The 13757-nt window shown below is 75.5% G+C and carries 11 protein-coding genes and 2 tRNA genes; 2 read left to right on the forward strand and 11 right to left on the reverse strand.

Annotation, left to right across the window (positions count from 1 at the left end; genetic code table 11):
* Positions 1–56: 56 nt before the first annotated feature.
* The 3 genes from WDV85_RS11270 to WDV85_RS11280 form a co-directional block, all read right to left on the reverse strand.
* Positions 57–692, reverse strand: coding sequence for an aminodeoxychorismate/anthranilate synthase component II (locus WDV85_RS11270; protein WP_339570701.1), 636 nt, complete (start codon positions 690–692; stop codon positions 57–59).
* A gap of 317 nt (positions 693–1009) precedes the next feature.
* Positions 1010–1756 carry a class E sortase gene (locus tag WDV85_RS11275; RefSeq protein ID WP_339570702.1) on the reverse strand — a complete coding sequence of 249 codons (747 nt, stop codon included), beginning with the start codon at positions 1754–1756 and terminating at the stop codon, positions 1010–1012.
* Between the two features lie 115 nt (positions 1757–1871).
* Positions 1872–2621 (reverse strand): DUF881 domain-containing protein, encoded by a 750-nt coding sequence (locus WDV85_RS11280; RefSeq protein WP_339570703.1) that lies wholly within the window; start codon positions 2619–2621, stop codon positions 1872–1874.
* Positions 2622–2740: 119 nt separating this feature from the next.
* Between WDV85_RS11280 and WDV85_RS11285 the strand changes: the two genes are divergently transcribed.
* On the forward strand, positions 2741–3037 hold the full coding sequence (locus WDV85_RS11285; protein WP_339570704.1) for a cell division protein CrgA: 297 nt from the start codon (positions 2741–2743) through the stop codon (positions 3035–3037).
* A gap of 698 nt (positions 3038–3735) precedes the next feature.
* On the opposite strand, the gene WDV85_RS11290 is transcribed toward WDV85_RS11285, so the two are convergent.
* Both WDV85_RS11290 and WDV85_RS11295 read right to left on the reverse strand, forming a co-directional pair.
* Entirely contained in the window at positions 3736–4647 is a 912-nt protein-coding gene (locus WDV85_RS11290; RefSeq protein WP_339570705.1) for a rhomboid family intramembrane serine protease, read from the reverse strand.
* On the reverse strand, positions 4644–5171 hold the full coding sequence (locus WDV85_RS11295) for a peptidylprolyl isomerase (RefSeq protein ID WP_171202352.1): 528 nt from the start codon (positions 5169–5171) through the stop codon (positions 4644–4646). Before WDV85_RS11295 ends, WDV85_RS11290 begins: the two co-directional genes overlap by 4 nt.
* A 226-nt stretch (positions 5172–5397) precedes the next feature.
* Between WDV85_RS11295 and WDV85_RS11300 the strand changes: the two genes are divergently transcribed.
* A complete protein-coding gene (locus WDV85_RS11300; protein ID WP_339570706.1) occupies positions 5398–6219 on the forward strand; it encodes a hypothetical protein in 822 nt (273 codons plus the stop codon).
* A 345-nt stretch (positions 6220–6564) separates the two neighbouring features.
* On the opposite strand, the gene WDV85_RS11305 is transcribed toward WDV85_RS11300, so the two are convergent.
* From WDV85_RS11305 to WDV85_RS11330, 6 genes are all read right to left on the reverse strand, one after another.
* Positions 6565–6637, reverse strand: a tRNA-Ala gene (locus tag WDV85_RS11305).
* Between the two features lie 29 nt (positions 6638–6666).
* A tRNA-Ile gene (locus WDV85_RS11310) sits at positions 6667–6740 on the reverse strand.
* A gap of 110 nt (positions 6741–6850) precedes the next feature.
* Positions 6851–7399, reverse strand: coding sequence for a DUF3566 domain-containing protein (locus WDV85_RS11315; protein WP_339570707.1), 549 nt, complete (start codon positions 7397–7399; stop codon positions 6851–6853).
* Entirely contained in the window at positions 7396–10125 is a 2730-nt protein-coding gene (gene gyrA, locus WDV85_RS11320; protein ID WP_445263305.1) for a DNA gyrase subunit A, read from the reverse strand. Before gyrA ends, WDV85_RS11315 begins: the two co-directional genes overlap by 4 nt.
* A 628-nt stretch (positions 10126–10753) precedes the next feature.
* Positions 10754–12778, reverse strand: coding sequence for a DNA topoisomerase (ATP-hydrolyzing) subunit B (gene gyrB / locus WDV85_RS11325; protein ID WP_339571025.1), 2025 nt, complete (start codon positions 12776–12778; stop codon positions 10754–10756).
* Between the two features lie 524 nt (positions 12779–13302).
* On the reverse strand, positions 13303–13757 hold a 455-nt coding region (locus WDV85_RS11330; RefSeq protein WP_339570709.1), incomplete at its 5' end, for a DUF721 domain-containing protein.

Raw genomic sequence — 13757 nt, forward strand, 5'->3', positions numbered from 1 at the left:
CCCTACCGGCGCACGAGCGGCCCTCCGCCCTACCGGCGCACGAGCGGCCCTCCGCCCTACCGGCGCACGAGCGGCGCCATGCCCTCCGAGCGGGCGGGCGCCCCCTCGTCGCCGCACACCGCGAGCCAGTTGGCGAGCAGGCGGTGGCCCCCCTGCGTCAGCACCGACTCGGGGTGGAACTGGACGCCGTAGAGGGGGGCGTCCCGGTGCTCCAGCGCCATGACGACGCCGCCCGGGGTGCGGGCGGTGACGACGAGCTCGTCGGGGACCGTCGCGTCGACGACGGCCAGGGAGTGGTAGCGCGTGGCCGTGAAGGGGGCCGGCAGGCCGTCGAGGACGCCCCGGCCGCCGTGGTGGACCTCGCTCGTGCGCCCGTGCATGAGCTCCTCGGCGTGGGTGACCACGGCGCCGTGCACCTCCGCGAGCACCTGGTGGCCGAGGCAGACCCCGAGCATGGGGGTCGACGTCGCCGCGCAGGCCCGCACGAGCTCCGGGCTCGAGCCCGCGTCGGCGGGCGCGCCGGGCCCGGGCGACACGAGGACGCCGTCGACCTCGTCGACCGCGGACGCGCCGACCTCGTCGTTGCGGACGACCTCGCACTCGGCGCCCAGCTGCTGCAGGTACCCGACGATGGTCCACACGAAGCTGTCGTAGTTGTCGACGACGAGGATCCTGCGCGAGGAGGGGCTCATGCGGGGCGCTCCGGGGTCCGGTGTCGGGTCGTCCCGGCCGGCCCGCGCGCGGGGCGAGGACGGCTAGGACGAGGGCTGTGCTGCTGGTGAAGGCGCTGCTGGTGAAGGCGCTGCGGGTGAAGGCGCTGCCGGTGGTGCGGGCGCGGTCCTCGGTGCAGCGACCTCGACCGTCCCGCTGTTCCAGGGTACGGAGGGCGCGACCGCGGGGAACACCCACCGGAAGCAGACGGCGACGACGGCGAGCGCCAGCGCCAGCGCCAGGAGGGCGCGGACGGCGGCGGGCCCTGGCAGGCGGCGCCACAGGGCGCCGTAGACGCTCACGCGGCCCCGCCGGCGAGCTCGGCCGGCGCGCCGGCGCCGCGGGGCACGAAGCGGTCGAGGGCGGCGTGCTGCACGTAGCGCTCCCGGGCCGACCCGATCGGGTGGCAGGCGGTCATGGTGAGGAGCCTCTCGACGGGGACGGCCGACGGGTCGCCGGGCACGGGCGCGACGACCTCGACCCGCGAGGGCGGCACGACCTCGGCCGTCGTGGCGCGGTAGACGAACCAGCCCTCCGCCGTCTCGAGCACCACGGGGTCGCCGGGGCGCAGCTCGGCGATCTCGTGGAAGGGCCGGCCGTAGGTGTTGCGGTGCCCGGCCAGCGCCACGTTGCCGACCTCGCCGGGCAGCGCCGTCCCCGGGTAGTGGCCGACGCCCGCCTGGAGGTCGTCGACGGACGTGCCCTCCACGACCGGGCGGGGGTCCCAGTCCGGGCCGAAGCGGGGCACGTGGACGAGGGCGAAGGGGGCGCCCGGGGCGGGGTCGGCGAGCGCGGGCGGGACGGCGGACGCCGCGGCGACGGGGCGCCCGTCGGCGAGGCTGCGCCAGTCGTCGACGAGCGCCGCCGTCGTGACCGCCTGCTCGCGGTCGGCGACGACGTCGGTCCACCACAGCTGCCAGGCGGTGAAGAGCAGGACGAGGACGCCGGCGGTGACGAGCAGCTCGCCGAGGAGCGAGGCGACGACGGCCGGGGCCGACGGCCGCTCCCGCTGCGCCGCCCCCACCACGACCACCGCTGCCGCCACGCGCACCCTCCTCGCCGTCCGTGGTCGGACGGGAGCCCGTGCGGGGCGCCGTCCTCACCGGGGCATCGGCACGCCGGGTCGCCCGCTGGAGCAGGCCCGACGACGCGACGGCGGGTCAGGCGCTGGGCGGCACGCTCGCGTAGGACATGCGCAGCGAGCCGCCGTAGGCCGGCAGCTCGAGGTCGTCCTCGGAGACGTCGTAGACGAGGCCGAGGTCGCGCGCGGCCGCCCGGTACAGCTGGACCTGCGCGGAGGACTCCAGGGCGGCGCGCAGCTCCTCGGGGTCGCCGACGGCCTCGATGCGGTACGGCGGCGGGTAGTAGCGGCCCTGGACGCGCAGGGTGCTGCCGACGCAGCGCACCGCCGTCGTGGCGATGACGCGCTGGTCCATGACGCCCATGGCCTCGGCGCCGCCCTGCCACAGGGCGTTGACCACGGCCTGCACGTCCTGGGAGTGGACGACGGTGTCCTGCAGGGCGTAGCCGGGGGCCAGGGAGGTCTCGCGGGGCGCGTCGGCGAGGACGACGACGAGGCCCTCCCCGGCCGCCGGGGCCGTCTGGCTCGCGACGGCGAGGGCGTCCGCCGCGGCGGACCCGGCCCCCGGCGCCTCGTCGCCCGAGAGCTCCTCCACGCCGGCGCGCAGCGCCGAGACCCGCTCCTCGAGCACGGCGACCCGGTGGGACTCGTCGGCGACGACGGCGCGCAGGTCCTCGTCCTCCTGGCGCAGGTCGGTGCCGTCGGCGGTGTCGGCGCTCGTCGCGAACAGCAGGCCCGCGAGGCACAGCACCGCCGTCACGGCCGCGGTGCCCGCGTGCGAGCGCGCACGAGAGCCCCAGCGCCGTCCCTCCCGTGCCCTCTCCCCCACGGCCACTAGGCTACGCACCGCTCCGCCGCCCGCGCCGGGCGCCGCGGGAGGCGACCTCCGCCACCGGGCGCGGACGCGGGGGGCGAGCACGCCACCGCACCCGACCGCAGGAGCCCCCGATGCCGGAGTCCCGAGGCCGACGACGTCGAAAGAGCGCCCCCCGGAGCCCCGAGGGCGCGGCCGCGCGCACCCCGGACGGCCCCGTGGGGGGCACGCGGACGGCGCGCCCCGCCGCCCCCAACCCGCGCTGGTACGTGCCGGTGATGCTCGGCCTCATGGTCCTGGGCCTCGCCTGGATCGTCGTCTGGTACGTCACCGAGAACCGTTTCCCCGTGCCCGGCATCGGCAGCTGGAACCTCGTGGCCGGCTTCGCAATCGTCCTCGTCGGCTTCCTCATGACGACCCGCTGGCGCTGAGCCGCTCGGTGGACAGCGGGGCCCCGGCCCGCTCCGCACGGCCGCGGCCCTGGTGCGACCCAGACCGCTGAGCAGCGGAACCACACGCGTGTGCTTCGTCCCCAGGAGTTCTCCACAGTGTGGAGAACTGCCCGGTCGTCCACAGGTGGCCGTGCACAGGTCCGCTCCCGAGGCTCCGGTCGACGGGTCACGGGAGGTCGGCGGCACCCTCGACGCCGGCGGGGCCGCGGTCCTCGGCGAGGCGGCGAGGGCGGGCAGGTCGGGGCACACCAGCCGCCCGCCGCGCCGACGCAGGCGACGCGCCTCCTCGGCGAGGCACCGGCGCACGGCGGGGTCGACGCGGTCGCAGCCGGCGAGGTCCAGCCGCACGCACGGACCGCCGACGTCGGCGGCCCGTCGCAGCAGCGACCGCAGCTCGTCGGCCGCGCCGTCGGGCAGGACCCCGTCGACGCGGAGGGCGGGCGAGCCGGTGGAGGGCTCGAGGACCACCGTGATGCGGGCTGCGCCGGCCACGGGCACCTCCGTCGTGGAGGGGGTCGGGCCCGGCGTCTGGACCGTCGGGCGGAGCCTCGCGCCGCGCTCTTCCGGGCGTCACGGCTGCCGGCGCCGTCGTGACCGAGCCGACACCGGCGACGAGCCGTCCCCAGGGTGGGGACGACGCCTGTGGACGGGGTGCGTCCGGGAGCCCGGAGGCCCTGTCAGCCGCGCAGGAGGGTCGCGACGACGGCGAGGGCCACCCACAGGACCGCCAGGCCGACCAGGCCGGCGGCCTGGGCGGCGGGCCGGCGCGGGGCGCGCACGAGCAGGGCGGCGGCCGCGGCACCGGTCGCCAGGCCCCCGAGGTGGGCCTCCCAGGCGATGCCGGGGATGACGAAGGACAGCACGAGGTTGATGCCGAGGACCACGCCGATCTGCCCGACCGGCACGCGCATGCGGCGCTGCACGACGAGCAGCGCGCCGAAGAGGCCGAAGACGGCCCCCGAGGCGCCGACGGCGTAGTTCGTCGGCGTGTCGAAGACGGCCCACACGAGCTGGAACGCCACCGACCCGCCGAGGGCGCTCAGCAGGTACAGCCCGAGGAAGCGGGCGCGGCCGAGCAGCTGCTCGAGCGGGGGACCGACGACGTAGAGCACGTACATGTTGAGCAGCAGGTGCAGCGGCAGCAGGCCGCCCTGGGAGTGGAGGAACGCCGAGGTGAGGTAGCGCCAGGGCTCGGCGCCCGCGACCGGCGGGAAGAAGGCCAGGTAGTTCGTGACGACGCCACGGCTGGCGACCTGCAGGACGTACATCGCCACGCACGCGCCGATGAGCGTGAGCGTGACGACGGGGCGGCCGCCGCGGGCCCGCCCCCCGAGGGCGGTGCGCACGGTGGGGGCCTCGCGCCGGGCCTGCGCGACGCAGTCGACGCACTGGACGCCGACCGGGGCCTCGCGCTGGCATTCCGGGCAGGTCGGGCGCCCGCAGCGCTGGCAGCGGACGTAGGACTCGCGGTCGGGGTGGCGGGGGCAGACGGGTACCCCGGCGTCACCGCCGGGGCCGTGCCGGTCGCCCGCGCCGGGCCGGTCCGGCTCGCCGGGCGCACCCGGCGAGCCGGGACCGGCGGTGCTCACGCGGAGCGCTCGACCTCGACGCTGCGCAGGACGACGTCCTCGCGCGGGCGGTCGCCGGCGCCGGTGGGCACGGCGCCCAGGGCGTCCACGACGGCGCGGGACTCGTCGTCGGCGACGGCGCCGAAGATCGTGTGCTTGCCCTGCAGCCACGTCGTGGGCGCCAGGGTGATGAAGAACTGCGAGCCGTTGGTGCCCTTGCCGCCGCGGGTGCCCGCGTTGGCCATGGCGAGGACGTACGGCTGGGTGAAGTCGAGGCCCGGGTGGATCTCGTCGTCGAAGGTGTAGCCGGGGCCGCCGGTGCCGGTGCCCAGCGGGTCGCCGCCCTGGATCATGAAGCCGCTGATGATGCGGTGGAAGACGACGTCGGAGTACAGGGGCTCGGAGGACGGCTTCCCCGTGCGGGGGTCGCTCCACTCCTGCTCCCCGGTGGCCAGGCCCACGAAGTTCTTGACGGTCTTCGGGGCGCGGTCCTCGTAGAGCTCGACGCGGATGTCGCCGACGGACGTGTGCAGGGTCGCGAACATGCGGCGATCCTCCCACGGGGGCTGGCGCGCGACGATCGCCGTCCCCGAGCGGCGCGCGGGCCGCGAGGAGGGCAGGATGATCCACCGACACGTCCGCCGTCCGCGGCGGCGGCCGGACAGGACCGACTCGAGCACCAGCGGCCGGCGCCCGCACGGCCCGCGCACCACCGCAGCCACCTGCCCCCGCCGGCCCACGGCGGAGGCCCTGACCCGCAAGGAGGACCGCGTGCACTTCGGGACGAAGACCCGCAGCGAGAAGGCGGCCAAGCAGCTGCGCGACCAGACGGCCGCGCTCAAGGACCGCGTCGGCCCGGCGGCCGACTCCGCGCGCAAGAGCGCCACGCAGTACGCGGGCGCGGCCCGCGACTGGGCGACGCCCCACTACGAGCGCGCCCGCGACCGGAGCCTCGAGGTGACGGCGCCGCGCGTGGCCGCGGCGGCCGGCGGGCTCGTGCCGGCGGTCGACGCCGCGCACGACAAGCTCGTCGACGACCTGCTGCCCCGCATCGTCGAGTCCCTCAACGCCGCCGCCGGCGCGGCGTCGGACAAGGTCGACGAGGCCTACAAGCCCGTCAAGGGCTCGCTGAAGAAGCAGCAGAAGTCGCTGAAGAAGGTCGAGAAGAAGGCCAAGCGGAACCAGCGCAGCGGCGGGGTCGGCAAGGTCCTCCTCGTCCTCGGCGTCCTGGGCGCGGCCGGCGGCGCGGCCTACGCCGCGTGGCGCTCCTCGCAGCCCTCGCAGGACCCGTGGGCCGCGAGCACCGGCGGCTCGGCCTACTCCGGCGCACCGGGCGGCGCGACGACCACCACGTCGACGAGCGGCTCGACGTCCCCGGCCGACGCCGGTGACACGGCCCGCTCCGCGACGGCGTCCGCCACCGCCTCGGTGAAGGAGGCGGCCGACAAGGCCGCCGACCAGGCCAAGAGCGCGGCGGACAAGAGCGCGAACTCCGTGAAGGAGGGCGCCGACAAGGCGTCCGGCATGGCGCAGCAGAACATCGACAAGGGCCAGGCGAAGGCCGAGGAGAAGCAGGGCGGCAGCTCGTCCTGACCCTCGGCTCCGGCCCGACCGACGGCCCGCTCCCGACCGGGGGCGGGCCGTCGTGCGTCCGCCCCCGGGCGACGTGCGGCCCCGTCGCTCCACCCCGCCGACCCTGACGGCGACGTGTGGCCATGTCGCCCCTCCGACCACGCGGGCAGGGCGACGTGTGGCCATGTCGCCCTCCGAGGGCGCCTTCCGGGGGCGACATGGCCACACGTCGCCGTCGGGGGGGAACGGTCGGCGGACGCGGAGACGGACGCGGGCCGGCACGGTGGGGAGGCGGGGGCGGGACGACGAGAGCCCCGGACCGCGGGGGTCCGGGGCTCTCGTCGGGCAGCCCTCGAGGGCTCGGGGTGGAGGCGAGGGGACTCGAACCCCTAACCCCCTGCTTGCAAAGCAGGTGCGCTACCAGTTGCGCCACGCCCCCGGGGGCGACCGGCGCAGGGGCGCCAGCGGTGGGCCTAAGAGGACTTGAACCTCTGGCCTCTTCCTTATCAGGGAAGCGCTCTAACCGACTGAGCTATAGGCCCGGGACGCCGCGGCGCCACCACCCGGAGGCGGTCGCGCCGTGCAGCGGGGAGGTTACCCCAGCACCAGGGGCAGGCGCGAACGGCGGGCGCCCCACCCCGGTCGGTCGGCGTCAGTCGTCGGTCAGCGTGACGCGCAGGCCGCCGACGAGCGCGGAGGCCACGTTGTAGACGACCGCGCCCAGGGTGGCGAGCGCCGTGAGGAGCACGACGTCGACGACGGCCAGCACGGTGGCGGCCGAGACGACCTGCGAGAAGCCCACGTACGTCGTGACGTCGACGCTGCCCGTCCCCGTGAAGTCACCGATGACGTTGTTGACGCTGTCGTAGACCCCGACCGCGTCGAGCACCGTCCACAGGGCCGCCGCGGCCACGACGACGGCGATGCCGATGACCACCGACAGGAGGAAGGAGAGCTTGAGCACCGACCACGGGTCGATGCGGGAGACGCTCAGCCGCACGCGCCGCTGGGTGCTGCCCGCGGGGGCGCCGGCGCGACGCCCCTCCGCCGTGGTGGCGCCCGCGGCACCCGCGGGGCGCTGCTGGCCCGGCCGGGCCTCGCCCGGCCGGCGCTGCTCGCCGGCGTCGGCGCTGCGCTCCGCGGACGCCGCGCGAGCACCCCCGGCGGTCGACTGCTGGGTCCGCGCCTCGCTCGCGCTCACGCGCCACTCCCTCGGTCGTCGTCCGCCCCGTCGTCCCCGGCGCCACCGTCGACGTCGCGCGCGGCGTCGTCGTCGGTCCCGCCGCCAGGGCCTGCCTCGACGGCGGACGCTACGCCATCGCCACCGGCCGCACCGGCGTCCCCGCGCGCGGCGCCCCCGGTGTCGCCGACCTGTGACCCTCCCGTGGACGCGCCGTCGGACGGCGCCACGCCCTCGGCGTCGGCCGCCGCGACCTCGTCCTCGATGACCCGCTCGGCGTTGCGGGCGACGGCGATGATCGCGTCACCGTCGTCCGGCGTCGCGAAGCGGACGCCCGTCGTGTCGCGCCCGGTCGGGCGCACCTCGTCGACCCGGCTGCGCACGATGCGCCCCCGGCCCATGACGACGAGGACCTCGTCGCCGTCCTCGACGAGCAGCGCCCCCACGAGGTCGCCACCGCGCTCGGCCAGCCGGGCCACCTTGATGCCGTACCCGCCGCGGCCCTGGACCCGGTAGGCGTCCACGGGCGTCCGCTTGGCCGTGCCGTTCTCGACGACGACGAAGACCTCGCGCCGGCTGCCCTCGGGGACGACGCCGAGCGCCAGCAGGTCGTCGTCCTCCCGGAAGCGCATGCCCGTGACGCCGGACGTCGCCCGGCCCATCGGCCGCAGCGCCTCGTCGGTCGCCGTGAAGCGCAGCGACTGCCCCTTGCGGGAGACGAGGAGCAGGTCGTCGGTCGCCTCGACCAGGACGGCCGAGACGAGCTCGTCCCCGCCGACCGCGACCGCCGCCGCCGGCTCGCCGTCGGCCTCGGGGTCGCCGTCGGCCGCGACGTCCAGCTCCGCCGTCTGCGCCCCGCGGAGGTTGATCGCGATGAGGCCGCCGGCGCGCGGGGAGTCGTAGTCGGACAGGCGGCTCTTCTTGACGAGCCCCCGCCGCGTGGCGAGCACGAGGTAGGGGGCCTGCTCGTAGTCGCGGATGTCGAGCACCTGCGCGATCTGCTCGCCGGGCGCGAAGGCGAGCAGGTTGGCCACGTGCTGGCCCCGCCCGTCGCGCGAGCCCTCGGGCAGCTCGTGCGCCTTGGCGCGGTACACGCGGCCGAGGTTGGTGAAGAACAGCAGCCAGTGGTGCGTCGTCGTCGTGAAGAAGTGCTCGACGACGTCGTCGCCCCGCAGCGCCGTCCCGCGCACGCCCTTGCCGCCGCGCCGCTGCGAGCGGTAGGCGTCGGTGCGCGTGCGCTTGGCGTACCCGCCGCGCGTGATCGTGACGACGACCTCCTCCTCGGGGATGAGGTCCTCGGCCGACATGTCCCCGTCGAAGGGGATGATCTCGGTGCGCCGGTCGTCGCCGTACTTGTCGATGATCTCGGCGAGCTCCGCGGAGACGATGTCGCGCTGGCGCTGCGGGCTCTCGAGGATCGCCCGGAACTCGGCGATCTGGAGCTCGAGCGCCGCGAGGTCGTCGACGATCCGCTGCCGCTCCAGGGCCGCGAGGCGCCGCAGCTGCATGTCGAGGATGGCGCGGGCCTGCAGCTCGTCGATGTCGAGCAGCTCGATGAGCCCGTCGCGCGCGACCTCCACCGTCGCCGCCGCCCGGATGAGGGCGATCACCTCGTCGAGCGCGTCGAGCGCCTTGACGAGCCCGCGCAGGATGTGGGCCCGCTCCTCGGCCTGCCGCAGCCGGTAGCGGGTGCGCCGGACGATGACCTCGATCTGGTGGTCCACCCAGTGCCGCACGAAGCCGTCGAGCGAGAGCGTGCGCGGCACCCCGTCGACGAGCGCCAGCATGTTGGCGCCGAAGCTCTGCTGCAGCGCCGTGTGCTTGTAGAGGTTGTTGAGGACGACCTTGGCGACGGCGTCGCGCTTGAGCACGATGACGAGCCGCTGGCCGGTGCGGCCCGACGTCTCGTCGCGGATGTCGGCGATGCCGGCCATCCGCCCGTCCCGGACGAGCTCGGCGATCTTCTGCGCCAGGTCGTCGGGGTTGACCTGGTAGGGGAGCGCCTTGACGACGAGGCACGTGCGCCCGGCGATCTCCTCGACCTCGACGACCGCCCGCATCGTGATGGACCCGCGCCCGGTGCGGTAGGCGTCCTCGATGCCCCGGCGCCCCGTGATGAGCGCGCCCGTCGGGAAGTCGGGGCCCTTGATGCGCTCGACGAGCGCCTCGAGCAGCTCCTCGCGGCTCGCCGTGGGGTTCTCGAGGAACCACTGCACGCCCGCCCCGACCTCGCGGAGGTTGTGCGGCGGGATGTTCGTCGCCATGCCGACGGCGATGCCGGCGCTGCCGTTGACGAGCAGGTTGGGGAACCGGCTCGGCAGGATCACCGGCTCCTCGGTGCGCCCGTCGTAGTTCGGGCCCATGTCGACCGTGTCCTGGTCGATGTCGCGGACCATCTCCATGGCCAGCGGCGCCAGGCGGCACTCCGTGTACCGCATCGCCGCGGCCGGGTCGTTGCCGGGCGACCCGAAGTTCCCCTGCCCCTGCACGAGCGGGTACCGCAGCGTCCAGTCCTGCGCGAGCCGCACGAGGGTGTCGTAGATCGAGCTGTCGCCGTGGGGGTGGTACTGCCCCATGACGTCGCCGACCACGCGGCTGCACTTGTTGAACCCGCGGTCGGGCCGGTACCCGCCGTCGTACATGGCGTAGAGCACCCGCCGGTGCACGGGCTTCAGCCCGTCCCGCACCTCGGGCAGCGCGCGCCCGACGATCACGCTCATCGCGTAGTCGAGGTAGCTGCGCTGCATCTCGAGCTGCAGGTCGACCGGCTCGATGCGGTCGGTCTCCGGGCCCGGGGGCGTCGTCTCGCTCACGTCAGTCCTTCGTCGAGGAGGCGGTGCACGTGCTGGGGCACCGTCGTGGTCTGTGCTGCTGCTGAGGTCGCCGTCGTCGTGGCCGGGTGCGTCGTGGCCGGCTGCGGGGTGCGCACCGCCGTCGTGGCCGGGGGCGCGAGGCGGCTGCCTCGCGGGAGGCACTGGCTACGCACTCGGTCTGGGCTGCCGCCCAGCCCGCGTGCTCGCCTGACGTGCCTCCCCCGAGGCACCCCCCTCGCGCGCGGGGAGGTCACCACCCCCGTGGTCGCGTCGCGACCGCTCTCGGCGAGCCGGCCGCTCCGGCTCCCGCCCGCCGCCGACGTTCGCGCCCGGACACCCGACCGCGGCGCCGGAGCCACGAGGAAGGTCACCTGCGGCCGGGTGACATGCGCGAGCGCTGGGGGCCGGACCCGTCGGGGGCACGTCAGGCGAGCATCCGTGCTGGGCAGCAGCCCAGCGCGGGTGCGTAGCCAGTGCCCCTGACGGGTCCGGCCCCCAGCGCCCCCAGCCGCGAAGAACCCGACCGCGCAGCGACGTTCCACGTGGATCACCGACGCCACGATCAGATGTCCAGGAAGCGGACGTCCTTGGCGTTGCGCTGGATGAAGGAGCGGCGCGACTCGACGTCCTCCCCCATGAGGACGGAGAAGATCTCGTCCGCGCCCGCGGCCTCGCCGATGGTGACCTGGCGGAGGGTGCGGGTGTCGGGGTCCATCGTCGTGTCCCAGAGCTCGGAGTAGTCCATCTCGCCGAGGCCCTTGTAGCGCTGGACGCCGTTGTCCTTGGGGAGGCGGCGGCCGGCGGCGGTGCCCTCCTTCATCATGGCGTCGCGCTCGCGGTCGGAGTAGACGTACTGGTGCTCGCCCTGGGTCCACTTGAGGCGGTAGAGCGGGGGCTGGGCGAGGTAGACGTGGCCGCCCTCGATGAGGGGCCGCATGTAGCGGAAGAGGAGGGTCAGCAGGAGGGTCGCGATGTGCTGGCCGTCGACGTCGGCGTCGGCCATGAGGACGACCTTGTGGTAGCGGAGCTTGGCGATGTCGAAGTCCTCGCCGATGCCGGTGCCGAAGGCCGTGATGAGGGCCTGGACCTCCTTGTTGCCGAGCGCGCGGTCGAGGCGGGCCTTCTCGACGTTGAGGATCTTGCCGCGGATGGGGAGGATCGCCTGGGTCTCGGGGTTGCGACCGCGGACGGCGGAGCCGCCGGCGGAGTCGCCCTCGACGACGAAGATCTCCGAGCGGGCCGGGTCCTTGCTCTGGCAGTCGCGGAGCTTGCCGGGCATGCCCCCGGACTCCAGCAGGCCCTTGCGGCGGGTGGCCTCGCGGGCCTTGCGGGCGGCCATGCGGGCGGCGGAGGCCTGGATGGACTTGCGGATGACCTCGCGGGCGGCGGAGGGGTTGCGCTCGAGCCAGTCGCCGAGCTCGGTGTTGACCACCTGCTGGACGAAGGTGCGGGCGATGGTGTTGCCGAGCTTCGTCTTCGTCTGGCCCTCGAACTGGGGCTCGCCGAGCTTGACGGAGATGACGGCGGTGAGGCCCTCGCGGATGTCGTCGCCGGTGAGGTTGTCGTCCTTCTCGCGCAGCAGGTTCTTCGTGCGCGCGTAGCGGTTGACGAGCGAGGTCAGCGCGGAGCGGAAGCCCTCCTCGTGGGTGCCGCCCTCGTGGGTGTTGATGGTGTTGGCGTAGGTGTGGACGCTCTCGGAGTAGGCGCCCGTCCACTGCATGGCGATCTCGACGTCGATCTGGCGATCGGCGTCCTCGCTCTCGAAGGAGATGACCTCGTCGTGGACGACGTCGACCTTCTTCGAGGCGTTGAGGTGGGTGACGTAGTCGACGAGGCCGCCGTCGTAGCGGTAGGTGACGCCGCGGCGGGCGCCGTCGTCGGCGACGTCGGCGCCCTCGGCGCCGCTGGGCGCGTCGGGGCCGGTCTCGCCGGCCTCCTCGCCCTCGGCGGCGCCCCCGCCGTCGCGCTCGTCGGCGAGGCTGATGGTCAGGCCCTTGTTGAGGAAGGCCATCTGCTGGAAGCGGCCGCGCAGCGTCTCGTAGTCGAAGACGGTGGTCTCGAAGACCTCGTCGCTCGGCCAGAAGACGACGGTCGTGCCGGTCTCGTCGGTCTCCTCGCCGCGCTCGAGGGGCGCCTGCGGGACGCCGAGGCGGTAGCTCTGGCGCCACACGTGCCCCTGGCGGCGGACGGCGACGTCGAGGCGCTCGGAGAGGGCGTTGACGACGGAGACGCCGACGCCGTGCAGGCCGCCGGAGACGGCGTACCCGCCGCCGCCGAACTTGCCGCCGGCGTGGAGCACGGTGAGGACGACCTCGACGGCCGAGCGACCCTCGGTGGCGTGGACGTCGACGGGGATGCCGCGGCCGTCGTCGGTGACCGAGACGCCGCCGTCGGCGCGCAGGGCGACCTCGATGTGGGAGCAGTAGCCGGCGAGCGCCTCGTCGACGGCATTGTCGACGACCTCGTAGACGAGGTGGTGCAGGCCGCGCTCGCCGGTGGAGCCGATGTACATGCCGGGGCGCTTGCGGACGGCCTCGAGGCCCTCGAGGACGGTGATGGCGTCGGCGCCGTAGCTGCCCTCCTTCACCTGCGAGGCGAGGGAGGCGGCCTCCTCGGGGCGGGTGGAGGGGTCGAGGCCCTCGCCGTCCTGGCTGACGGGGGCGACGTGCTCGGCGTCGGCGACGTCGTCGCGCTCGAGCCGCTCGCGGTCCTGGACGCCCGCGTCCGGGCCGGTGGCGGCGCCCTCGTGGGCGGGGTGGCCGTGCGGGGCGGGGGCGCCCGGGGCCGACGGCGCGGCCGTGGGGTCGGTCTCCCAGGTGGGGTCGGGCGCGCCCTCAGGTCCGGTGCTCGTCACGAGGCGGGGGTCCCTCCGCGGAGTGCTGCGCAGGCGTCGGCGCGCGCGTGCGCGAGAGCCCTGCTGATCATGGCCAGTCTACCCCGCGGGACGCCGCCGTCCGGGACGCCGGACCGCCGGACGGGCCCTCAGCGCGGCGCTGAGCGGGTCGAGGGCCGGTCTGGACGGGGGGTACGGGGCCGGGCGGTGCGCCCGCCGGAGCGCCGGAGCGCGGGGACCGGCCCCGGTGGTCGTCGGTCGGGGGCGGGGCGACGGGCTCAGCCGTAGGTGTCGCGTGGTCCTCGGCCGCCGGGCGCGCGGCGGGGCCCGCGCCGCCACGAGGGGGCGCCGGGGCCGCGCACCTGGAGCTTGACGACGACGCCGGCGCCGAGCTCCTCGTCGAGGCGGCGGGCGATGACCGGCTCGAGCAGCCGCAGCTGCGTCGCCCACGCCGTCGAGTCGGCGCGGACGACGAGGACGCCGTCCGCGAAGCGCTCGGGCGTCGCGTGGGCCGCCACCTCGGGGCCGACGACCTGCTCCCACCGGCCGACGACGCCGCCGACGGCGACGGGCGCCGACCAGCCCAGCTCGCCGACGAGCCGGTCGACGCTGCGGCCCACCGTCTGGGGGTCGCGGTCGTCGGGCCCGGCGCCCGACATCGTCGTGCCGCGGCGGCGGCGCTCCTCTCGGCGCCGCTGGTCCGAGCTCTTCCCGCCGCTGCCGGGGGCCCCCG

The sequence above is a fragment of the Pseudokineococcus sp. 5B2Z-1 genome (assembly GCF_037482305.1).
Taxonomy (GTDB): domain Bacteria; phylum Actinomycetota; class Actinomycetes; order Actinomycetales; family Quadrisphaeraceae; genus Pseudokineococcus.